We start from the raw sequence: 19,868 nt of genomic DNA, 5'->3' as shown, positions 1-19,868 counted from the left end.
CGAACAACTGCCGCCCGCACTGCACCACGCTCCTACGAGCGGGTCGTCAATCTGGAGCAGCAACGTTTCGTCCACCAGACCAGTCACCCCTCGCGGTCGGCGGCGCCTGGCACAGCAGGGCCCCGGTGGAAGCGCTGATGCCGCTCAGGCCGGCGAGCAGTCGGGGCGGCTGGGCCAGTACGTTATGTCGATGAGTGACTCCCTGCCGCCCGGCGGCGCACTACTCGATGCGGACGAACTGGGAGCGCGGTGGGCGGACTCGTGGCGGCCGGAACAGGTCGCGGAGCGGCTGGGTGGGGTCCGGACACCCTGGTGCATCGTGGCGGGGTGGGCGCTGGATCTGTTCCGAGGGGGGCAGTCGCGGCCGCACGGTGACCTGGAGATCGCGGTGCCCGCGGCGGGATTCCCGGAGATTCGGGATCGCTTTCCCGAGTACGCGTGGGACGCGGTGGGTTCGGGACGGGTCTGGGTGGGGGCGGGAGCTGCGGCACTGGCGGCCACGCACCAGACCTGGCTCCGGGATCCGGTGAGCGGTCAGTTCCTGTTCGACGTGTTCCGCGAGCCGCACGAGGGTTGGACGTGGATCTGCCGGCGGGACGAGAGTCTGCGGTTGCCGTACGAGGCGATCATCGAGCGGACGTCGGACGGCATCCCCTACCTGGTGCCGGAGTTGGTGCTGCTGTTCAAGGCGAAGGCGCCGCGGTCCAAGGACCAGGCGGACTTCGACGGCATGCTGCCGCTGCTGGGCCGGGTGCGGCGGGAGCGCCTCAGCGAGTGGCTGGAGCGGGTGCACCCTGGGCATCCGTGGCTGGTGAAGCTGTCGGTGTGAGTGGCGCGGGCCGGTGCCTGGCGCGTGCGCACCCGGCCATGAGCCCGGCCACGTGCCCGGCCGTGACTCGCGCACCGCCGATCAGCCCCGATCACGACCAGCGCTCTGTTGAGTGGCTGGGGGCGGGCGCGCTCACCTTGCCCTCTCGGATTCTGTCCTGGATGTGCGTCGTCGGCTTGCGCCCCGGCACCACACCTTGCTGATGCTGTCGGTGAAGACGCGTCAGTGGTGGGGGCCGTGCCGGCCGAGGGTGTCCACGGGGGTCGCACCGGGGCGGGTCCACTGCGGTACGGGGCGGCTGGTCGGTCCCCAGGTGGCGTTCCCGTCCCTGTCCGAACGCCAGGACCAGCACGGGCTGCCTCCCTCGGGCCAACCCTCGGGGTTGTCCTCCCACGCCTCGCCGCGGCCGTAGGGGGTCATGTCGAGCAGGCCGAGGGACCCGTTGACCCGCTCGTTGCCACGGCCCGTCGTGGAGTAGGTGAGGAACACGCGGTCGCCGTCGCGCAGGAAGCAGGTGAGGTAACCCATGTCGCCGCCGACCGGCGCCTCCAGGCCCCGCACCGAGTACCAGGGCTGGGTGTAACCCATGAACCCGACGTAGGGAGCCACCTCGTCCCAAGGGCCCGTGGTCAGAACGGCGAACGAGACGCCGCGGGCGTTCAGGTAGACGGCATCCTTCAGATGCCAGGCCGTGGTGGTGCAGCCCTCGCACTGCCCCTGGTGCGGCGCGCCGTCGTACCACATGTGCTTGTAGACCACGAGCTCGTCGCGGCTCCGGAACAGGCCCAGGAACGGTACCGGCCCGTCCGCGCCGGTGACCTCGACTGTCCCGTCGAGCTCCACCATCGGAAGCCGGCGGCGGGCCGCGGCGATGGCGTCGCCCTCACGGGTGTGGGCCTTCTCGCGGACCAGCAGCTCGTCACGGGCGGCCTGCCAGGTGGCCAGGTCGGCGACGGGCGGGTGGCCGGGCAGCGCGGTGGTCGCGTCGTCCGGTGTGGTCGTCATGGTGTCCTCCGTGGCGTCTCGTGCCGGGCAGTGTCGTACGACGTCCTACGACGGTCACCAGAACAGACTCGCGACCCGGCCGGAACTCATCGCGGTCGGCGGCGGAAGTCATCGAGGCCGGGAGCGAGCTCGCCCGGGCCTGGACGGACCACGTCGGGCCGACATGGTCACAGACGCGTCCTCAGGCTGATGGAGGTTCTCACGGCCGTTCCTGCCCACGCGCTCCTGACCAGCGGTTTCGTAGCCCGTCTCAGAGGGCGTGGCGGATCCCCGGTCTCAGGCTCGACGGCTTTTCCTCGTCGGACGGTGGTTCACTTCGAGTTTCCGAGGGTCGGAAGGAGGGCGCGGGCTACCTCTGGGTCGGGTGCGACGAACCAGTCCCGCGTTGCGGCGGACTCCCGCAGGCCGACGGCTTTGTGGAGGTTGAGGGCGTCCGTTGGGTTCAGCCGACGAGGCGGGGGCGGTCGGCTGTGGTGTGGGGCACGCCGAGGCGTTCGAGCAGCAGTCCTTCCCTGGTGGACCAGGGGCAGATCTCGACGTTCTTGGCCCCGCAGGCTTCCAGGAGGGCCTGTGCGATCAGGGCTCCGGCCAGGGACTGTTCGGCGCGGTGCCGGGAGATGCCCGGCAGCTTGGCCCGACGGGACGGTTTCGCGTCTGCCAGCAGGGAGACCGACGTGCGCAGTTGCGGTAGCGCCAGCTGCTCTCTGGCTCGCGGTGTCTTGCCCTGGGTGGCGGTGAGCCGGGCGAGCTGTTCGAAGGTCTTGGAGCAGGCGAGCACCCGCCCGCCCGGTTCGGCCTGCGGCAGGCTGGGGACGGCTTCCAGGGACCGGCGCAGGTGGTGCCGGATGTCGGCGAGGCGGCGCTGGGAGGGCGCGATGCCACCGGGAAGCCAGTCCCGGGTGATCCTGCGAGCGCCCAGCGGCAGCGAATAGACGGCGTGGGGCTGATCTCCGGTACCGGAGGCGATCTCGACGGTGCCGCCGCCGATGTCCAGGACCAGCAGCCGGCCGGCCGCCGGGCCTGCCCACTGGCGGGCGGCCACGTAGGACAGCCGCGCTTCCTCCTCGCCGGTCAGAACGCGCAGGCGGGTGCCGGTGGTGCGTGCGACACTCGCGATGATCTCGTCGCGGTTGGGCGCGTCCCGGATGACCGAGGTCGCGAACGCGAACACGTCCGGTCCGCGCAGACGCGGGTCGGCGGCGACGGCCTCGGCCACCGCCCGCTCGACGCTCTTCACGCCGGTCTTGTCCAGCCGGCCCTTGCGGTCGAGGGTCTCGTGCAGTCTCAGCCGCACCTTGCGGGAGAACACCGGCTCCAGCACCGTACCCGGGCGTCGCCGCACCACCGTCAGGAAAGCACTGTGGCACCCGACGTCGAGTACACCTGCCTGCCGCATCTCAACGCCTCCCCTTGCCTCCGCGCTCCACCGGACCGGCCCCTTCTCCATCCTCCGGCAGCGCAGACGACCGCGCGACGGGGATTCCGGCCCATCACATGAGCATATCGTCACCATCCGTGCACCCAGCGAGGCGGCCACCGAGGTCGGTTACGGGACCGGCGGACTGCGCACCACGATGTCGCTGTGGTCCCTGCAGCGGAACGCCCATGGTTCCGAGCCTTTGCCCTCGAACTGGCGACCGAAATGGCCTGGATGCGCACGGCTTGCTGGATCATCGCATGCCTGTCCGGGATGAGGGACGGCCCCGGCATCCTGACCGCCCTGCTCGCCGCCGGCTCGGAAGGCGCGGATGGCGTGCTCACTGACGTCGTTTTCACCTACGACGAGATCGGCGCCCTGCAAGACGGCACCGCGGACGTCGCCCTCATGCCAGTCGACTGCCATCCCCGGCCTCGAACTGATCGAACTCGGCCCGGAGCGGCCGGTCGTCCGGACGCCATGGTCGACCGCGTCGCGCTCGGACGACTCGTGGTCGTCGTCGGCGAAAGCGTCCGTGACCGCCTCGGCGGATCCGTTCGGGTAGTGCCCGTCCACGGATACCCGGCCACCCAACTCGTGCTGGCTTGGCTCCCGGCCGCGCGCTCGGCCGCGTCCCGCCTCACCGCGATCGCCTGCCGGTGGCGGCGGTGACCAGGGCGCGGGGGCCTTCGGCCTTCTCCACCTCGTCGAGCGCGGCACTGACGGCAGCGAGCCAGTCCGGGTGGAAACGGTTCTCTCCGTCCCCGAGGTCGAGGACGAAGACGTTGTCGTGGCGGTCGAGCGAGGCATGGCGACTCCTTCGAGTTGAGCTGACTGGGTCAAGTGACCGCGGACTACGGCCGGCGCCCGGATTCGGCAGCCCCGGGGCGGTCGCGCAGGGCGTACAGGAGCAGGTCGTGGATCTCGGCGGCGGCCGCCTCGATCGGGGCGGTGCTCTGCTCGGCCCGGCACATGATCACCGCGCCTTCGACCGCGGCGATGATGAAGGCACCCAGCCTGCGGCCGCGTTCCTCGGCCAGGCCGTTCCGGACGAACAGGGCCGCGAGGGCCTCCTGCCAGCGGGCGAAGACGGCGGCGGCCGAGCGGGCGAGCTGGGGTGCGTCGTCGTTGGTCTCGACGGTCACCGCCACGATCGGGCAGCCGGCCCGGAAGCCGCTCTCCACGAGCCGGTCACGCCACAGCCCGAAGAACGCGTCGACGGCCTCCACCGGATCGTCCGCCTGGATGGCGGTGTCGATCAGTCCCGCGATGAAGTCCCCCGCCAGTGCCACCGCCTCGTCGACGAGCTGTGTACGCCCGCCGGGGAAGTGGTGATACACCGAGCCTCGAGGGGCTCCGCTGTGGGTAAGAACCCGGTCGATGCTGGTCGCGCTCGCTCCGTACTCACGCAGCAGATCGGCAGCACTGAGGATCATCCGGTCACGGCTGTCACTCTTGCGCGGACTCAGGCGCCCACCAACTTCCGACGCCGATGCGGCCCGCCGAGCGAGCTACCTGTCGGTAACTTATGGGGTATGGCATAGAACATGCAAGAGGGGGTCAGTCGGCCGTTCGACCGGAGCCGGCGAGTGTCCCCGGGTCGACGCGCTGCACCCGGACCCGGATCCTGCAGCGGGTGCAGGACCGTCCCGGCCGGGCGCCTCGCGCTGACCGTTCGTTCGACTTCACTCCCCGGGCCAGCCCGGTGTCAGCCCCGGCAGGGGCGTCGGGTGGTGAGCATCGGTTCCGGCGGCGAACACGTCACGCGCATGCCCTACCCGCGAGCGGTCGGCCGCTCGGACGCTGCGCCGGTCCTGCTGGTGCCGCGCGTCTGGGTCGGGCGTCGCGGTCAGCCCTGCGGGCGGGTGTTGTTGTAGCGGACGGCCGTGCCCCACTTCTCCTGGACGGGGGTCATGCACCACTGGCACAGGGGGCTGCCGCCGCTGCCGTATTTGTGGGTGGGGCGCTGGCATCCGGAGCAGGGGCCGACCAGGCTGCCGGAGCAGGCGAAGGTGGAGGGGTCCGGCTCGGTGATCGGTGGCGGGGGAGTGCTGGCCATGAGCGGGGTCCTGATTCTGGTGATGTGGGTGGATCACCGTGAACGCGGCGTAGGCGGTCAGACGGGACGGACGTTCGATCGGCGCCCCCCCCGGGAACGAGGGCCGGGCCGGCGGATAAGTCGAGGATGTCCAGCGCGGTGTCAGGCTGGCAGTGACTGCACGCGCGCAAGCCCGCGGCGAGCAGCCGACGGGCTTCGCCGCGACCGACGGGGCGGCGGTGCTTGCCCGCCATGTGGCAGTCGCCGGCGTGGATCTGGACGGGCGGGCGCCCCGTGCCGATGCCGAGTTCGACGATCCACTCCGGTGGCTTCGGCCGGCTGCGGCGACCGTGCTCCACTTCGGCCTGGCGCTTCCGCACGGCTGCGATCTTCGCGTCGATGCGCTGCAGCCACATGGCGTGCCATACCCGCAGGGTGTGCAGGCGCTCCAGGTCTGGCGGCAGGTCATCGAACATATTTTTGATTCTATGCTCATGATCGGTGCTCGCGCTCTCGCGTGTTCGATTTATCGTTCGATAATGTGGGTGTGGGAGGTGAGTGGCGTGATGGTGGAGAGGCCGGCAGGTCAGAGCACGGTGATGCATGTGCGCTGCCCGGACCGGCTGCCGGAGGAGCTCTACCGGCAGGTGCTGGAGCAACTGGCGGAGCTGTCCCCCGTTGTGCAGGCCCTGCCGCCGACTGAGGCCCTGGTGGAGCTGAAGGGCGCGGTGCGCTATCACGGCGCGGATGCCCGCCGCCTGGGGGAGGTGCTGCGGGTGCGCACCCTGTCCCGTCTCGGGCTCGACGTCCGGGTGGGCATCGGGCCGTCCATCACGGTCGCGGCGACCGCCTCCGGCCAGATCGACGGACCCGGCGGCGTGCTCGCCGTTGCCCCCGGCCAGGTCGCCGACTGGCTGGGTCCCTTGCCGGTCGATGCCCTGCACGGCATTGGCCCCCGCCAGGCGGCGGCGCTGCGTGACTACGGCATCCACTGTGTCGGCCTGCTCGCCGCCGTGCCCTCTGAGACAGTGCAGCGCCTGCTGGGCGGCCGTGCCGGCCGCACCGCCGCCGACCGGGCCCGCGGCGTCGACCCCCGCCCCGTCGTCCCCCGTAGGCTGCCCGCCGCCGCGACCGTCCGCTGCGCCTTCGACCGGCATGTGCTGGACGGCGCCGAGGTCCGTGGCGCCATACTGGACCTGGTCGTGAGGCTCGGCCACCTGCTGCGCCGGCGCGGTCAGGCCGCCCGTGGCCTGACGTTGGTCCTGAAGTTCGCCGGCGGCACATCGTGGGAGAAGACCCGCCGTCTGGCCGAGCCGTCCGCGCACGATGACGATCTCCGCGTCCTCGCCTACCAGTTGATGGATGCCGCAGGCCTGCAGCGCGGCCGCCTGACCGCACTGGCGTTGAAGGGGGAGGACCTGATCGGCGCCGACAAGGTCGCCCAGCAGATGAGTCTCGATGACGCCCGCGAGGCCCGGCTGGTGGCCGAAGCGGCCATCGACCGCGTCCGCGACAAGTTCGGCCCCGGCGTCATCGGCCCGGCCACCGTCTTCAGGCGCGCCTCGTGACGCGACCCGCTTCTGCTCGTCCGGTGGTGCGGGCTGTTGCACGGACACTGCGGTGATCAGCTGACCACCGAGCTGTACCCGGACCGGGCCTGCTTCCCGTCAAGTTCTGCGTGTTGCGACCTCGTTGTGCGTAGCCCCAGCGGAAAGCGGACGGTCTTTCACGCGGTGGGCTGCTCGCTCATGGGGCTTCTCCAGCGGCGTGGGCGTCCGTCTCGGTCGACCGGTGAGCGGCTCGGGCCGGACGGATCGAGGCAAGGGCTGCGGCGAGCTGGTTGACCAGGGGCGTGGTGGAGGGGTGGGGGTCGCGACGTGGTGTGATCGTGTAGATGCCGCGGGTCGGGGGATCGACGAGACCCACTGCGGTGACGTCGGTCCGCAGGGCGCATGTCAGTACCCCGGGTATCAGCGCGATGGCGTGGCCGGTTGCGACCAGGGCCAGCTTGCCGAGCAGATCGGCCGCGGTGAGATCGATGCGGGCGCTGACCCCGGCGCGGGCGGCGTGCCGGCGCAGGAGTGCCGCCGAGCCGTCGTTGTCCTCGACCCAGGTCTGGTCGGCCAGCGTCTGTATGTGCACCGGGCCGCGCCCGGCCTGCGGATGGCCGACGGGCAGGACGACGACCATGTCGTCCAGCCCGAGGAACCGTGGTTCGACCCGCTGGTCATGGGGCAGCCCCGGCGGCGCATCGGTGACGACGGCGATGTCGAGATCGCCGGCGATCACACGGTTGTGCAGTTGGGCGCTCAGGCCGGGGAGCAGGCTCCAAGGGAGGGATCCGGCTTGCCTCAGCAGGCCCCGGATGGCCTCGGGGACGACCCCCGCTGCCAGGGAGGGTGTCGCACCGACGGCCAGCGGCCGATGGAACGCCCCGTCGCGAACGTCTCGCGCGGCGCGCACGGCGCGGTCGGCCTCGTTGAGCGTCACCAGGGCGTGGCGCCGGAACACCTCGCCGGCAGGCGTCGGACGCACACCGCGCGCATGGCGCTCCATCAGGGGAACGCCGAGCTGCCGCTCCAGCCCGGCGATCTGCCGGGAGACGCCCGACTGGGTGTGGTTGAGCTCCGCGGCCGCCGCCGACAGCGACCCGAGTCGGCACACGGTCACGAAGGTCCGCCACACCGTCAGTTCCATGGCGCCAGTATGCCCAGGAGGTATGCGGGTTCCGCAGGGCAGTCATGCGAAATCTGCGCTTGTCGCAGGCATCGAGGTGCACCACTCTGGCCCGCATGACCACTTTGCACACGATCGCCGTCCTCGGCCTGGGGCGCATGGGCGACGCGATCGCGACACGACTGGCTGCCCAGGGCTGGGACGTCGTCGGCTGGACACGCTCCGGGCGCGCGTCGGGCGCCGTCAGGATGACCGGCGATCCGAACGAGGCCGTGGCGAAGGCCGACCTCGTGCTCCTGGCGTTGTTCGACGGCCCGGCCTGCCGGCAGGTCCTCGGCCGCGTCCGTGACTCGCTGGGCACGGACACGATGGTGCTGAACACCAGCACCATCGCTCCCGCCGAAGCGTCGAGGCTGGCCCGGCACCTCGGCCCGTCGTACGTCCACGCGCCCGTGCTCGGCTCGGTGCCGGCTGTCGCCGCCGGAGCCCTGCAGATTCTCACCGCCGCCGACCAAGGCGCGCTCGGTCGAGTCCGGCCGGTGCTGGAAGCGCTGGGCACCGTGCGGCGCGTCGATGACGCCGCCACCGCCGCCGCGCTCAAGCTGATCGCCAACAACAGCCTCGCCGGCACCGTCCTCGCGCTGCGCGACTCACTGCGGCAGGCCGACGCGCTCGGCCTGCCCCGTGCCCAGGTGCTGGACGTCCTCGAACTCGGCCCGCTCGGCGGGCTCGTGGCCCGCAAACGGACCTTCCTCGCCGCCCGGCCGACCGCTGCCACGGCCGAATTCACGATCGGTGCGCTGGCCAAGGACATGGCTCTGCTGGCCGACGCGTCGAACACGCCCCTGCGCAGCGCAGCCGACCTGGCCGACCCCACTGGCGACCCTGAGGCCGACATCGCCGTTGCCGCCATGGCCCCCGCCGTGGGGGACGCCGTACTCGAACCGCTCCGCGCCTACATCCGCGGACACGCCACCGGCGACCCCACCCACTTCCGCGACGCGTTCCTGCCCACCGCCCACATCGAGGGAATCCGGGACGGCGCGTTCGTCTCATGGAGCCTGGACGGGTACTGCGCTCTCTTCCATGGCCGGCCGGCCATGGACGAACCGATCCGCTCCCGCCGCATCGACGCCATCGACGTCCACGGCACCGTGGCGACCGCAACCATGACGCTCTCGCACGGCGCGGACACCTTTACCGACGTCTTTCTGCTGGTCCGTGTCGACGGCAACTGGCGCATCGCCAACAAGGCTTACCACCGGCACTGCTGAGACCGCGGGAAGCCTCTGGCGGTCGCGTTCCTGCTGTCGTGTTCCTGCTGTCGATCCCGGCACCTTCGTCGGCCCAGGTGGCTTCAAGTGCAGGGACTCGTGGTGCGGCTGTACTACCGCTGCCCCCTCTATCCGCTAACATAGTCTAATTAGATAGATGAATACCCTGTACTGCGAGGAGTGGCCGTGGACTTCGGGCTGACCGACGAGCAGGACCTGTTGCGCGCGACGGCTCGGCAGTTCGTCGCCGACGTGTGCCCGGCCGAGAAGGCCAAGCAGTGGGACGAGGAGGGCGTCGTACCGCCCGAGCTGTTTCGGGGCATGGCCGACCTCGGGTGGTTCTCGCTCCCGTTCGCCGAGGACGAGGGCGGTGACGGCGGCGGGCCGCTGGAGCTCATCCTGATCGCCGAGGAGCTCGGGCGGGCCAGTTTCGACGTCGCCATGTGCTACATCGGGGTGCTCATCCCCGGCATCACGGTGTTCCGGTGGGGCAACGAGGCGCAGCGCGACTTCATCCGTACGCAGGTCATGACGGGCCGCCACCGGCTCGCCGTCGGCCTCAGCGAGCCGGACAGCGGGTCCGACGCCGCGGCGCTGCGCACCACCGCCGAGGACCACGGGGACCACTTCCTCGTCCGTGGTCAGAAGGCGTGGTGCACGGGCGGCGGCCTGCCCGACACGACCATCGCCACGTACGTGCGGACGGGCCCTCGCGAGCCCAAGCACGGCGGCATCAGCCTGCTGCTCGTCGATCCCGCGACCGAGGGCGTCGAGGTGCGCCGGACGCCGACACTGGCCCGGCACATCCTGGGCACCAACGAGGTCTTCTTCAACGACGCCCTGGTGGCGAAGGAGAACCTGGTCGGCCCGCGCGACGAGGGCTGGAAGGTGATGCTCTCCAACATCGAGCTGGAGAAGGTGATCATCAGCGGGGGCTATCTGGGCGCCGCGCAGGCCACGCTCGACGAGATGCTCGAATACGCCCGCACCCGGCACGCCTTCGGCCGCCCGATCGGCAACTTCCAGGCGCTCGCCCACGCCATGGCCGACCTGCAGACCGAGATCGACTCCGCCCGGCTGCTCGCCTACCGGGCCGCCTGGCTGCTCGCCCAGGGCAAGCCGTGCACACGGGAAGGGTCGATGGCGAAACTGAAGGGCTCGGAGACGTACGTGGCGGCCGCCCGGCTCGGGATGCAGGTCTGCGCGGGACACGGCTTCTCGACCGAGAGCGTGATGAGCTTCCGCTACCGGGAGTCGATCGTGGCCACGATCTCCGGGGGCACGAGTCAGATCCAGCGCAACGGCATAGCCCGCAGCATGGGGCTCAGATCCTACTGAGCCCGGCCGCACCGGCCTGCCGGCACGCGCTCTCTTTCTGAGCTCCGCCGCCCCGGCCTGCCGGCTCTCTTTCTGAGCTCCGCCGCCCGGGCCCTCCGGCTATTCCTTCTGAGGTTCGCCGTCCTGACCGGCCAGCCATTCCTTGTGCCGTGCGAAGTGCCCCTGGTCCCGGGTCACCCAGATCCCGGAGACCCGGGCCAGCACGGCCCGCGTCGGCAGCAGCACCATCTCTCCCGCGATGTACCAGCGCCTGCCCTCCCGCTTCTCCACCCAGGCCCGGACCTCCAGCGGCCGCTGAACCGGCACCGGCTTCACGAAGCTCACGGTCAGTTCCGCCGTCACACTCAACACCCGGTGCAGCAGAGGCAGATGGCCGAGACAGTCGTCCAGGACGGCCGCGGTCCAGCCGCCGTGCGCGACATCGGGACCGCCCTCCTGGTCACGCGGGCAGGACAGCTCGAACCGTGCCGACCCGTCCTCGTCGAGCCGCTCATGCTCCACTCCGAGTCGGCAGGAACCGGCGGTGCGGCACGCCCCGCACAGGGCCACCCCGCCGGGAGTGCGGGGCGGCTCCTGGAAGTCCGCCCCGGCCCAGGGCCCCGTCGGTGGCGTCGTGGACATGGTGTGACTCCTCTTGTCGGGCATCGCAGTGTCAGACATCGGCAAGCAGCGGACGCAGCTTCCCGGCGATGAGCTGGACCTGCCGGGCCACCATCTCCTCGGGCATCCCGGCCAGCGACGCCCACAGGAACACCCCTTCCACCGGCAACCCTGCCACGTACGCCCTGATGGCATCGGCGACGTCCTGCGGGGTGCCGTAGAGGAACTGACCGACGCCGGTCGCGCTCAGCCCCGTCTCCCGCCACTTCTCGGGGTCGATGGGGCGGGGGGCCGGCTGGTCGGTCCCCTCCACCATGTACCGGCGGTAGCTGTCCCATTGGTACGCCAGGTGCCTGCGCACGACCGGCCAGTCGCCGTCGGGGTCCTCGGTGACGAACGTGGTGAACGAGCCCTGCATACGGGCCGTCGCCATGTCGTACCCGCTTTCGGCGAGCCCTTCCCGGTACGGCGTCAGCAGTTCTGGATTGAGTGACAGCAGCCCCGTGCCGAGCCGACCGGCCCGCCGGGCGCCCTGTGGGCCCTGGTAGCCGAGCCAGATCGGCAGCGGATCCTGGACCGGGCCGGGGACGACCAGGGACTCGGCCCACAGGCCGCGGATCTCCCGTACCCGCTGATCGGTCGTGGTGTAGCGCTTGGCGAGGTCCGCTCCGTACAGGCGGTACTCGGGCACCCGGTAGCCGGTGCCGAGCCCGAGGTCCAGACGGCCGTCGCTGATGATGTCCACCAGCGCGGCCTGTTCGGCGATCTCGGGGGCCGCGTGCAGCGGTGCGGGGATGACCGCGGTGCCCAGGCGGACCCGGCGGGTGCGGGCGGCCGCCGCGGCGGCCATGGTGAGCGGCTGGGGGAGGTAGCCGTCCTCGAAGCCGTGGTGTTCGGAGAACCAGACCGAGTCGAGGCCGAGGCGGTCCGCCTCCTCGCACATCTCCAGGGCGAACCCGTAGACCCGGGACCAACTCTGCCGCCATGGCGGCGGGTTGCGCAGGTCGAAGTAGATGCCCACCTTCACGAGGAACCTCCTGCTGCTGTGTTGTCCGCCAGTCGGATCGTCGCGTGCGCGACGGTCACTCCGTCCCCGGGCGGCAGGAGCCGTACCGGGCGCAGTTCCAGCGCCTCGATCTCGGGGAGGTCCTCGACCATCGCCGAGATCCGCAGGACGGTCTCCTCGAGGGCCGCCAGGTCCACTCCCGGGCCCCCGTTCCGGCCGTCCAGCAGTGGGGCGGCCCGCAGCGAGCGGACCATCTCGCGGGCGTCGCGGTCGCTGAGGGGGGTGACGCGGTGGGCGACGTCCGCCATGAGGTCGGCGTAGTCCCCGGTGAGACCGAAGGCGACCACCGGGCCGAAGACCGGGTCGGCGCGGACGGTGAGGAAGGCGTCCGGTCCGGGTCCCGGTTCGCTGTCGCGCACGGCGATCCCGTAGGAGGCGAGCAGCTCGGCGGCGACCGCTGCGGGGACCGGGCCGGGGGCACACGAGGTGATGAGCGACCGGGCGCGCTCGGCGTCGACTCCCGCGAGGTCCGGCACGACGCCCGCGGGGGTGCTGCGCCAGGCCTGGTAGGCCGCCGCGTGTCCGAGCGAGGTGGCCGCGGCCTCGGGGAACGTGTACGTCGGTACCACCAGGTCGCCCCGGTGCAGGAGATCGGCGACGCCCGCGCCGCCCAGGAAACTGGCCAGCACCGGTTTGTCCGGCCGGGCCGTGGCCGCGTCGAGGATCGCCGAGGCCACCTCGTCCGGCTTGTCCGCCAGCGGCGGCATGAACAGGACGACGGCCGCGTCGATGTCGTCGTCGGCCAAGGCGGCGTCGAGCGCCTGGCGGTAGTGGGCGGCCGTGGCCGTGGGCGTCAGGTCGATCGGGTTGGACACGTCCGCGTGGGGCGAGAGGGCCGCACGGAGTGTCTGCCGGGTGTGCTCACCGAGTGCGGGTACGCACAGGCCGCTCGCCGCGCACGCTCCGACCGTCAGCGTCGCGGGGCCGCCCGCGTTGGTGATCACGGCGACCCGGTTGCCGGGCGGGGGAGGCTGGTGGGCGAGCAGCAGGGCGACGTCGAACAGCTCTTGGAGACTACGGGTGCGAATCACGCCGGACTGGGCGAAGAGCGAGCTCACGGCCGAGTCCGCATGCCCCGGGTGGACCGCGACGATCGGTTTGCGCGGCGCGATCCGGCGGGCGACGCGGGCGAACCGGCGCGGATTGCCGAACGTCTCGACGTGCAGCAGGATCACCGAGGTCCCCGGGTCCTCCTCCCACCACTGGAGCAGGTCGTTGGTGGACACGTCCACGGCGTGGCCCACCGACACGAAGCCGGAGAAGCCGAGCCGCAGCCGCCGGGCGAAGTCGAGCACCGCGAGCCCCAGCGGCCCGGACTGGCTGGACATCGCCACCCGGCCGGGCGTCGGCAGTGCGGGCGAGAAGGTGGCGGCCAGCCGTGCCGCGGGTGTCGTGTTGACCACGCCCATGCAGTTCGGGCCCACCAGCCGCATTCCGGAGGCACGGGCGAAACGGGCCAGCTCCAGCTCGGTGGCCCGTCCTTCGACCCCGGTCTCTCCGAAGCCCGTCGAGACGACGACCACCGCCTTGACGCCGACGTCCGCGCAGTCCCGTACGGCCTCGGGCACGGCCTCGGCCCGTACGGCCAGCAGCGCCAGGTCCGGCGGCTCGGGAAGGTCCCGGACGCTTGCGTACGCCCGCACGCCGGCGATCTGTTCGGCCCGCGGGTTGACGGGGAACACACTGCCGCGGAAGCCGCCCCGCAGCAGGTTGGCCACGATCTCGTGGCCGATGGTCAGCGGGCTGCGGTTGGCGCCGATCACGGCGACCGAGCGGGGTTCGAACAGGGGCCGCAGGGAGCGCCGTACGGCGGTGTGCTCGCGGCGCTCGGCCCGAGCCACGGCCTGGGCCTGCGGGTCGACGGCGATCTCGAAGTGGATGATCTGGCCGGGCGGACCGGCCTCTATCCGGTAGCCGGATCCCAGGAACACGTTGATCATGCGGGTGTTGTCGGCGAGGACGTCGGCCTCCAGCACCCGGATGCCCCGTGCGCGCGCGGCGGCGGCGATGTGCTCCAGGAGCAGCCTGCCGAACCCCTCGCTCTGGTGGTCGTCCCGGATGGTGAACGTGACCTCGGCGTGTTCCGCGTCCTCGGGATCGCGGACGTAGCGCACCAGGCCGGCGATCTCGTCACCGGCCAGGGCGACGAGCGCCAGCTCGTTGAGGTAGTCGACGTGGGCGCCGCGCCGGATGACGTCGTCGCGGGCGCGGACCACCGGGCCGAGCGAGCGGTACGCCAGGGTGGCCCGGGACAGGCTGCCGACGAACGCGACCAGACGGTCGGCGTCCTCGGGCCGGATGGGACGGACGAAGGTCGACCGCCCGGTCCTGACGAGTCCGGGCCGTTCCAGGTCTTCGGGATACGAGGGATACGAGGGATGCGGGGGGTCTGGGGGAGTGGTCACACGTGGTCCGTCCGAAAGCCTCGCGTCGTCGGCGCCGCTCAGACGGCCGCCTCCTGAGGAGTCTGCTCCGGCAGGCGGAAGAGCTCGTTGAAGGTGCCGCGCGTGACGCGCTCGCGGATGTCGTCCGATACGCCGTCGAACAGGTCGTGGAGCGTGGACTGGGTGTGGCCGTAGGTGCCTTCCAGGTGGGGGTAGTCGTCGCCCCACATCACATTGCGGTAGCCGGTCGACTCGACGATCTCCACCGAGCTCTTGTCGTGCTGGAAGGAGGCGTACACCTGCTGCCTGATGATCTCGCTGGGCAGCCGGCTCAGCTTCGGCCGGACGAACATGCCGTGCTGACGGTACGCCTCGTCCATCCGGTCGCCGATGGCCGGCACCCATCCCGCGCCACCCTCCGCGATGAGGATCCTCAGGTCGGGGTGGCGGTCCAGAGCGCCGCCCGCGACCATGTGGGACACGACCCGCATGCCCGGGTAGGTCGTCTCCATGTAGTTGACGACCGCGCCGCCGGGCCCGCGGAAGACGACGTTCTGAGCTCCCGTGCCGATGTGGAAGCCGAGCACCAGCCCTGCCCGCTCGACCGCGGTCCACAGCGGCTCCCAGCGCTCGAGGGCGTATTCCTCGCCCGGTCGTGTCGAGCACGGCAGGAAGATCGCCTGGAAGCCCAGTTCCGCCACCCGCTCGACCTCGGCGACCGCGTCGTCGATGTCGGCCGTCGAGACGCAGGCCGTGGTGATGACGCGCTTGTTCTTGCGGAGGATCTCGTCGTGGGCCCAGTCGTTCCACGCCCGTACCGTCTCTCGGGCGAGCTCCCGGTCGGTGATCGAGACGAGCCAGAACCCCATGGAGGGGAAGGCCAGTTGGCCCCACACGCCCTCCTGGTCGAGATCCTTGAGCCGGACCTTCAGGTCCCAGGCGCCCGGAGGGCGCATCGCGTCCATGAAGTCGCCGAGCTGGCGGTCGATGCGTTCGCCGTCGATGTAGAGCATCTCGTACTTCTCGCCGCGCTCACTGCGCGGCGCCCGCGCGCCGAGCCGCGTGGACATTCGCTCGGTCCACACGTCGGCGGGTTCCATCACATGGGAGTCCCCGGAGTTGACCCAGATCTTCGTCATGACGTCCCTTCGGGTCAAGGCTGCAAGCTCAATGGATGCAATCAGTTAGCGATTTTAGTTGTATGGGTGGCGGAAGGGAAGGCCGGGCCGCTGAAAGATCAGCTTCGGCGCCGCTCGATCTCGTCCACCAGTTGCGGCAGCACCTCGAAGAGGTCCCCGACCACGCCGTGGTCGGCGAGCTCGAAGATCGGGGCGTCGGCGTCCTTGTTGACGGCGACGATGGTCTTGGACGTCTGCATGCCCGCCCGGTGCTGGATCGCGCCGGAGATGCCGGCGGCGAGGTAGAGCTGCGGGGAGACCTGGGTGCCCGTCTGGCCGACCTGGTGGCTGTGCGGGTACCAGCCCGCGTCCACCGCCGCGCGGGACGCCCCGACGGCCGCGCCGAGTGCGTCGGCGACCCGTTCGATGAGGACGAAGTTCTCGGCGCCGTTCACGCCTCGGCCGCCGGAGACCACGATGTCGGCCTCCGTCAGCTCGGGCCGGTCACCGCGCTCCCGCGGTGTGCGGGACAGGACCCTGACGGCGCGCGAGGCCGGACCGAAGGTGATGTCCTGCTTCTCCACGACGGGGTCAGCGGGGGCGGCCTCGGGGGCGGCGGCGTTCGGCTTGACCGTGATCACCGGCACGCCCTGGGTGACATGCGCGGTGACCTGGTACGTCGCCGCGAACGCCGACTGCTCGGTGACCGGGCCGTCCGGTCCGGCGGTGACATCGACGGCGTCGGTGATGAGCCCGGAGCCGAGCCGCAGCGCGGCCCGCGCGGCAATCTCCTTGCCGTCCGGCCCGGACGGCACCAGGATCGCCGCCGGACCGCTGCGTTCGGCGATCTGCGTGAGGGCGTCGACGGCCGGGGTGACGAGGTACTCGTCCACCTCGGGGGCGTCCACGACGTAGATTTTCTGGGCGCCGTACCGGCCGAGAAGCTCGGTCGCGGTGTCCGCGCCCGGCCCCAGGAAGACGGCCGAGGGCTCGCCCAGACGGCGGGCCAGGGTGAGCAGTTCGAGGGTCGGCTTGCGTACGGCACCGTCGACGTGGTCGACGAGGACGAGGATTTCGGCCACGGTGATGCAACTCCTTCTGGGCAGGCGAGGGACGGGGCGAGGGGCCGGTCGATGGACGGGGCGGTGAAGGCGGCGCGGTCAGATGAACTTCTTGGTGGTGAGGAACGCGGCCAGTCCGACGCCGCCCGTCCCCTCGTCGGCGACGATCTTGCCCTTGGTGCGCGGCGGGCGCCTGGTCGCGGTGTCCACGGCCGACCGTGCGCCGGCCGGGCCGACCTGCGCGGCCTCGATGCCGAGGTCGGCGAGGTCGAGGGTCTCCAGCGGCTTCTTCTTCGCGGCCATGATCCCCTTGAAGGAGGGGTAGCGGGCGTCTCCGGAGCGGTCGGTGACCGAGATGACGGCCGGCAGGGACCCCTGGATCCGTACGGTCGCGCCGTCGCCCTCGCGGCGCCCGGTCACCGTTCCGTCCTCGAGCGCCAGGTCTTCGAGGTGGGTGACGGCCGGGACGCCGAGCCGCTCGGCCAGCAGCGCCGGCAGGACGCCCATGGTGCCGTCCGTCGAGGCCATCCCGCACAGCACGAGATCGAAGCCGTGCCGCTCGATCGCCCTGGCCAGCACGAGTGACGTGCCGAACGCGTCGCTGCCCTCGATGTCCTCGTCGCTGACGTGCATCGCCGAGTCACCGCCCATGGCCAGTGCCTTGCGCAGGGCGTCGCGCGCGTCGTCGGGTCCGACGGTGAGGTAGCTGATCTCGGCGTCGACGTCCGACTCGGCGAGACGCAGGGCCTGCTCGACGGCGTACTCGTCGAGTTCGGACAGCAGCGAGTCGACCGACGCCCGGTCGGTGGTGCCGTCCTCGGTGAAGGTGCGGTCCGCCGTGGCGTCGGGGACGTGTTTCACGCAGACAACGATCTTCACGGCAGCCCTCCTGTGGTTCAATGAGTACTAATAGTTAACTATATAGATCGACGGAACGCGAGTCTCGCGTCTAATCCGTCGAATTGGTTGACTGATTGCGCTGATAGCTGGAAGATCTGGGCACTGAGCCGCGAGGAGGCGCCATGGTCGGTGACAGGGACACCGCTGACAGGTACTTCGAGCCCCAGGTGGAGACCATGCCCCGCGAGGAACTGCGCGCGCGGCAGGAAGAACAGCTCCTGGAACTCGTCGAGTACGCCTACGCCAACTCCGCCTTCTACCGCGAACTGTGGGACGAGCACGGGGCCCACCCACGCGACATCCGCTGCCTGGAGGACTTCCGGGCACGCATCCCGTTCATCACCAAGGACATGATCCGCGCCTACCGGAGCCGCACCGGCGATGCCTTCGCCGGCCTGCTCTGCGTCCCGGTCGAGGAGCTGACCTCGGTCTCCTCAAGTTCCGGAACCACCGGAGACCCGGAGTTCTTCGCCGAGATCTGGCAGGACGCCCCGCCCCTGGTGACCGCACAGGTACGTGACCTGTGGGAGCTGGGCCTTCGGCCCGGAGACCGGGTCCTGAGCCCGCCCGGCACCTTCCGCAACTTCATGGACGCCGGCTTCCAGGCGCTGGGCGCGGTGGTCATCGAGGTGGACACCTGGATGGGGAACATGCCCGAGGTCGTCGAGGCCCTGCGCACCTACCGCCCCGCCTACCTGCAGATGATGTATCCGCAGATGGTGGAGCTGGAGCACCTGGCCGAGAAGACCGACCTGAGGGAAGCCTTCTCCTCCCTCAAGGGCGCTTCCTGCGCCGGCCAGCCCCTCAGCCGGAAGATGCGCGAGCGGATCCGTGACGACTGGGGCATCGACGTCTACGAGTACACCAGCGCCGCCGACACCGGCACCGCCTGGGAGTGCCGGGAACACGACGGCTTCCACCTCTGGGAGGACACCGTCTTCGCCGAGTGCGTCGAGGTCGACGAGCACGGCTGGCACGACGTCCCCGAGAGCGACCTGGGCGAACTGGTCGCCACCGACCTCGACAACCGGGCCGCGCCGCTGATCCGTTACCGCAGCGAGGACCTGGTCCGCCTGTCCCGCGACACCTGCGGCTGCGGCCGCACCCACGCCCGCATGTGGGTGGCCGGACGGCGCGGCGACGAGACGGTGGTCCAGGGACGCTCCGTGGTCCTGCGGGACGTCTGGCAGGCGGTGGAGGACCAGCCGGAGACCGTCGCGGGGGTCTTCCAGATCGTCCGGGACCGGCGCGAGGTCGACGAACTGCGGCTGCGCGTCGGCTACGACCCTCATCTCACCGGCGACGTCGACGCCCTGGCCGGACGCCTGGGCGAGGCCGTGCGCGAGCGGACCGGAGTCAAACCGGTGCTCGACATGCGCACCGAGGAGGATTTGTTGAAGACCATGACCAGTGTCGCCAAGTTCCCCCGGGTGGTGAAGCAGTGATGGCCCGCGCCGACACCCTGGCCCGTGCCAGGACGCTCGACCGCCCCGAACTCGCCTATCTCATGCGCTTCCCCACCGCCGACGGCGTCCGGGACCTGGAGCTCACCTGGGCGGAACTCGCCCGCGACACCGAGTGGGCCACCGCACGGCTGCGGGAACACGGCCTCGCCGCCGGGCAACGGGCCCTGCTGACCGCCTCCGGCTTCGAGGGCTTCTGGGGACATGCGGTGATCGGCGCCCTGCGCACGCTCAGGGTGCCGTACGGCATCGCCGAGGCGATGGGCTGGGACCATCGCCGCACCGCGGTCTTCCACCGCGAACTGACCCCGCACGCGGTGATCGGCCTGTCGGCGGAGACGCTCGAGGGGCTCGCCGGCATGGCAGACATCGGCGAGATGTTCCGGTCCACGCCCGTCGTGCTGGCCCGGCCGGCCGCCGTACCGCTCCTGCGCGGAGTGGGGGTGACCGCCTCCGTGATCTCGGCCGTGGGACCGGCTCTCGCGCTGGAGTGCCCCGAGCGGAGCGGCGCGCACGTCAACGCGGCCGAATGGCGGTTCGGCGAGCGGGACGGACAGCTGACCGTGGCGGCGGGGGAGGGGCGCGCGTCGCCGCTGCCCGAGACACCGCTGGGCATCGCCGGCCGCGTCGTCGCGGGCCGGTGCGGCTGCGGCAGCGACAACCCGCGAGTCCTGCTCGCCGAGGCCAACTGACCTTTCC

General features: G+C 71.1%; 18 protein-coding genes and 2 pseudogenes. 7 read left to right on the top strand and 13 right to left on the bottom strand.

Annotated features, from left to right (window positions below; translation table 11 throughout):
* Window positions 1–190 precede the first annotated feature (190 nt).
* Window positions 191–829 carry a nucleotidyltransferase domain-containing protein gene (locus ACFWWR_RS07665; protein WP_383859722.1) on the top strand — a complete coding sequence of 213 codons (639 nt, stop codon included), beginning with the start codon at window positions 191–193 and terminating at the stop codon, window positions 827–829.
* Between the two features lie 222 nt (window positions 830–1,051).
* Here the strand turns inward: ACFWWR_RS07665 and ACFWWR_RS07660 are convergent, their stop codons facing one another.
* Both ACFWWR_RS07660 and ACFWWR_RS07655 read right to left on the bottom strand, forming a co-directional pair.
* Window positions 1,052–1,834, bottom strand: coding sequence for a DUF899 family protein (locus ACFWWR_RS07660; RefSeq protein WP_384302458.1), 783 nt, complete (start codon window positions 1,832–1,834; stop codon window positions 1,052–1,054).
* A 442-nt stretch (window positions 1,835–2,276) separates the two neighbouring features.
* The gene (locus tag ACFWWR_RS07655) at window positions 2,277–3,230 is read right to left on the bottom strand and encodes a Ppx/GppA phosphatase family protein (RefSeq protein WP_384302456.1); all 954 of its coding nucleotides are present in this window, start codon (window positions 3,228–3,230) and stop codon (window positions 2,277–2,279) included.
* A gap of 255 nt (window positions 3,231–3,485) precedes the next feature.
* On the opposite strand from ACFWWR_RS07655, the gene ACFWWR_RS07650 reads away from it, so the two are divergent.
* Window positions 3,486–3,923, top strand: coding sequence for a hypothetical protein (locus ACFWWR_RS07650; RefSeq protein WP_384302454.1), 438 nt, complete (start codon window positions 3,486–3,488; stop codon window positions 3,921–3,923).
* Here ACFWWR_RS07650 and ACFWWR_RS07645 read toward each other — a convergent pair.
* The 4 genes and pseudogenes from ACFWWR_RS07645 to ACFWWR_RS07630 form a co-directional block, all read right to left on the bottom strand.
* Window positions 3,904–4,056: pseudogene (locus ACFWWR_RS07645) on the bottom strand (enoyl-CoA hydratase/isomerase family protein); the annotation flags it as partial. The gene ACFWWR_RS07650 and the pseudogene ACFWWR_RS07645 overlap by 20 nt on opposite strands.
* Window positions 4,057–4,105: 49 nt before the next feature.
* Entirely contained in the window at window positions 4,106–4,687 is a 582-nt protein-coding gene (locus ACFWWR_RS07640) for a TetR/AcrR family transcriptional regulator (RefSeq protein ID WP_384302452.1), read from the bottom strand.
* A 413-nt stretch (window positions 4,688–5,100) separates the two neighbouring features.
* Window positions 5,101–5,310 (bottom strand): hypothetical protein, encoded by a 210-nt coding sequence (locus ACFWWR_RS07635; protein ID WP_383859733.1) that lies wholly within the window; start codon window positions 5,308–5,310, stop codon window positions 5,101–5,103.
* Window positions 5,311–5,498: 188 nt separating this feature from the next.
* A pseudogene (locus ACFWWR_RS07630) lies at window positions 5,499–5,705 on the bottom strand (DUF6233 domain-containing protein); the annotation flags it as partial.
* Window positions 5,706–5,855: 150 nt separating this feature from the next.
* Here ACFWWR_RS07630 and ACFWWR_RS07625 point away from each other — a divergent pair.
* Window positions 5,856–6,857 carry a hypothetical protein gene (locus ACFWWR_RS07625; protein ID WP_384302450.1) on the top strand — a complete coding sequence of 334 codons (1,002 nt, stop codon included), beginning with the start codon at window positions 5,856–5,858 and terminating at the stop codon, window positions 6,855–6,857.
* A 178-nt stretch (window positions 6,858–7,035) separates the two neighbouring features.
* On the opposite strand, the gene ACFWWR_RS07620 is transcribed toward ACFWWR_RS07625, so the two are convergent.
* A complete protein-coding gene (locus tag ACFWWR_RS07620) occupies window positions 7,036–7,986 on the bottom strand; it encodes a LysR family transcriptional regulator (RefSeq protein WP_383859736.1) in 951 nt (316 codons plus the stop codon).
* 44 nt (window positions 7,987–8,030) lie between these two features.
* Here ACFWWR_RS07620 and ACFWWR_RS07615 point away from each other — a divergent pair, with 44 nt between their 5' ends.
* Entirely contained in the window at window positions 8,031–9,239 is a 1,209-nt protein-coding gene (locus tag ACFWWR_RS07615; protein ID WP_384302448.1) for a nuclear transport factor 2 family protein, read from the top strand.
* 186 nt (window positions 9,240–9,425) lie between these two features.
* The gene (locus ACFWWR_RS07610; protein ID WP_383859742.1) at window positions 9,426–10,577 is read left to right on the top strand and encodes an acyl-CoA dehydrogenase family protein; all 1,152 of its coding nucleotides are present in this window, start codon (window positions 9,426–9,428) and stop codon (window positions 10,575–10,577) included.
* A 99-nt stretch (window positions 10,578–10,676) separates the two neighbouring features.
* On the opposite strand, the gene ACFWWR_RS07605 is transcribed toward ACFWWR_RS07610, so the two are convergent.
* The 6 genes from ACFWWR_RS07605 to ACFWWR_RS07580 form a co-directional block, all read right to left on the bottom strand.
* Complete coding sequence (locus ACFWWR_RS07605; RefSeq protein WP_384302446.1) at window positions 10,677–11,198, bottom strand: PaaI family thioesterase; 522 nt, start codon at window positions 11,196–11,198, stop codon at window positions 10,677–10,679.
* A 31-nt stretch (window positions 11,199–11,229) separates the two neighbouring features.
* Complete coding sequence (locus tag ACFWWR_RS07600) at window positions 11,230–12,204, bottom strand: LLM class flavin-dependent oxidoreductase (RefSeq protein ID WP_383859747.1); 975 nt, start codon at window positions 12,202–12,204, stop codon at window positions 11,230–11,232.
* Complete coding sequence (locus tag ACFWWR_RS07595; RefSeq protein WP_384302444.1) at window positions 12,201–14,648, bottom strand: GNAT family N-acetyltransferase; 2,448 nt, start codon at window positions 14,646–14,648, stop codon at window positions 12,201–12,203. Before ACFWWR_RS07595 ends, ACFWWR_RS07600 begins: the two co-directional genes overlap by 4 nt.
* A gap of 38 nt (window positions 14,649–14,686) precedes the next feature.
* Entirely contained in the window at window positions 14,687–15,766 is a 1,080-nt protein-coding gene (locus ACFWWR_RS07590) for an amidohydrolase family protein (protein WP_383859753.1), read from the bottom strand.
* A 98-nt stretch (window positions 15,767–15,864) separates the two neighbouring features.
* Window positions 15,865–16,827: an electron transfer flavoprotein subunit alpha/FixB family protein gene (locus tag ACFWWR_RS07585; RefSeq protein ID WP_383859756.1), complete on the bottom strand. Its 963-nt coding sequence runs from the start codon at window positions 16,825–16,827 to the stop codon at window positions 15,865–15,867.
* Between the two features lie 78 nt (window positions 16,828–16,905).
* Window positions 16,906–17,667, bottom strand: a complete 762-nt coding sequence (locus ACFWWR_RS07580; protein ID WP_383860278.1) for an electron transfer flavoprotein subunit beta/FixA family protein — start codon at window positions 17,665–17,667, stop codon at window positions 16,906–16,908.
* Window positions 17,668–17,828: 161 nt separating this feature from the next.
* On the opposite strand from ACFWWR_RS07580, the gene ACFWWR_RS07575 reads away from it, so the two are divergent.
* Together ACFWWR_RS07575 and ACFWWR_RS07570 are read left to right on the top strand one after the other, a co-directional pair.
* Window positions 17,829–19,151 (top strand): phenylacetate--CoA ligase family protein, encoded by a 1,323-nt coding sequence (locus ACFWWR_RS07575; protein ID WP_383859759.1) that lies wholly within the window; start codon window positions 17,829–17,831, stop codon window positions 19,149–19,151.
* Window positions 19,151–19,861: a hypothetical protein gene (locus ACFWWR_RS07570; protein WP_383859762.1), complete on the top strand. Its 711-nt coding sequence runs from the start codon at window positions 19,151–19,153 to the stop codon at window positions 19,859–19,861. The genes ACFWWR_RS07575 and ACFWWR_RS07570 overlap by 1 nt, the downstream gene beginning before the upstream one ends.
* Window positions 19,862–19,868 lie beyond the last annotated feature (7 nt).

Origin of the sequence: Streptomyces sp. NPDC058678, assembly GCF_042714835.1 — a bacterium.
In the GTDB taxonomy this organism is placed as follows: domain Bacteria; phylum Actinomycetota; class Actinomycetes; order Streptomycetales; family Streptomycetaceae; genus Streptomyces.
Note: the sequence above shows the minus strand (reverse complement) of the source record. Positions and strands in the feature narration are given on the sequence as shown.

Coding starts and splice junctions, on each gene's coding strand:
- ACFWWR_RS07660 (WP_384302458.1), bottom strand. CDS start 1,834: ATGACGACCACACCGGACGACGCGACCACCGCGCTGCCCGGCCACCCG.
- ACFWWR_RS07590 (WP_383859753.1), bottom strand. CDS start 15,766: ATGACGAAGATCTGGGTCAACTCCGGGGACTCCCATGTGATGGAACCC.
- ACFWWR_RS07615 (WP_384302448.1), top strand. CDS start 8,031: ATGCGAAATCTGCGCTTGTCGCAGGCATCGAGGTGCACCACTCTGGCC.
- ACFWWR_RS07625 (WP_384302450.1), top strand. CDS start 5,856: ATGGTGGAGAGGCCGGCAGGTCAGAGCACGGTGATGCATGTGCGCTGC.
- ACFWWR_RS07570 (WP_383859762.1), top strand. CDS start 19,151: ATGGCCCGCGCCGACACCCTGGCCCGTGCCAGGACGCTCGACCGCCCC.
- ACFWWR_RS07620 (WP_383859736.1), bottom strand. CDS start 7,986: ATGGAACTGACGGTGTGGCGGACCTTCGTGACCGTGTGCCGACTCGGG.
- ACFWWR_RS07640 (WP_384302452.1), bottom strand. CDS start 4,687: ATGATCCTCAGTGCTGCCGATCTGCTGCGTGAGTACGGAGCGAGCGCG.
- ACFWWR_RS07655 (WP_384302456.1), bottom strand. CDS start 3,230: ATGCGGCAGGCAGGTGTACTCGACGTCGGGTGCCACAGTGCTTTCCTG.
- ACFWWR_RS07650 (WP_384302454.1), top strand. CDS start 3,486: ATGCGCACGGCTTGCTGGATCATCGCATGCCTGTCCGGGATGAGGGAC.
- ACFWWR_RS07635 (WP_383859733.1), bottom strand. CDS start 5,310: ATGGCCAGCACTCCCCCGCCACCGATCACCGAGCCGGACCCCTCCACC.
- ACFWWR_RS07665 (WP_383859722.1), top strand. CDS start 191: ATGAGTGACTCCCTGCCGCCCGGCGGCGCACTACTCGATGCGGACGAA.
- ACFWWR_RS07575 (WP_383859759.1), top strand. CDS start 17,829: ATGGTCGGTGACAGGGACACCGCTGACAGGTACTTCGAGCCCCAGGTG.
- ACFWWR_RS07605 (WP_384302446.1), bottom strand. CDS start 11,198: ATGTCCACGACGCCACCGACGGGGCCCTGGGCCGGGGCGGACTTCCAG.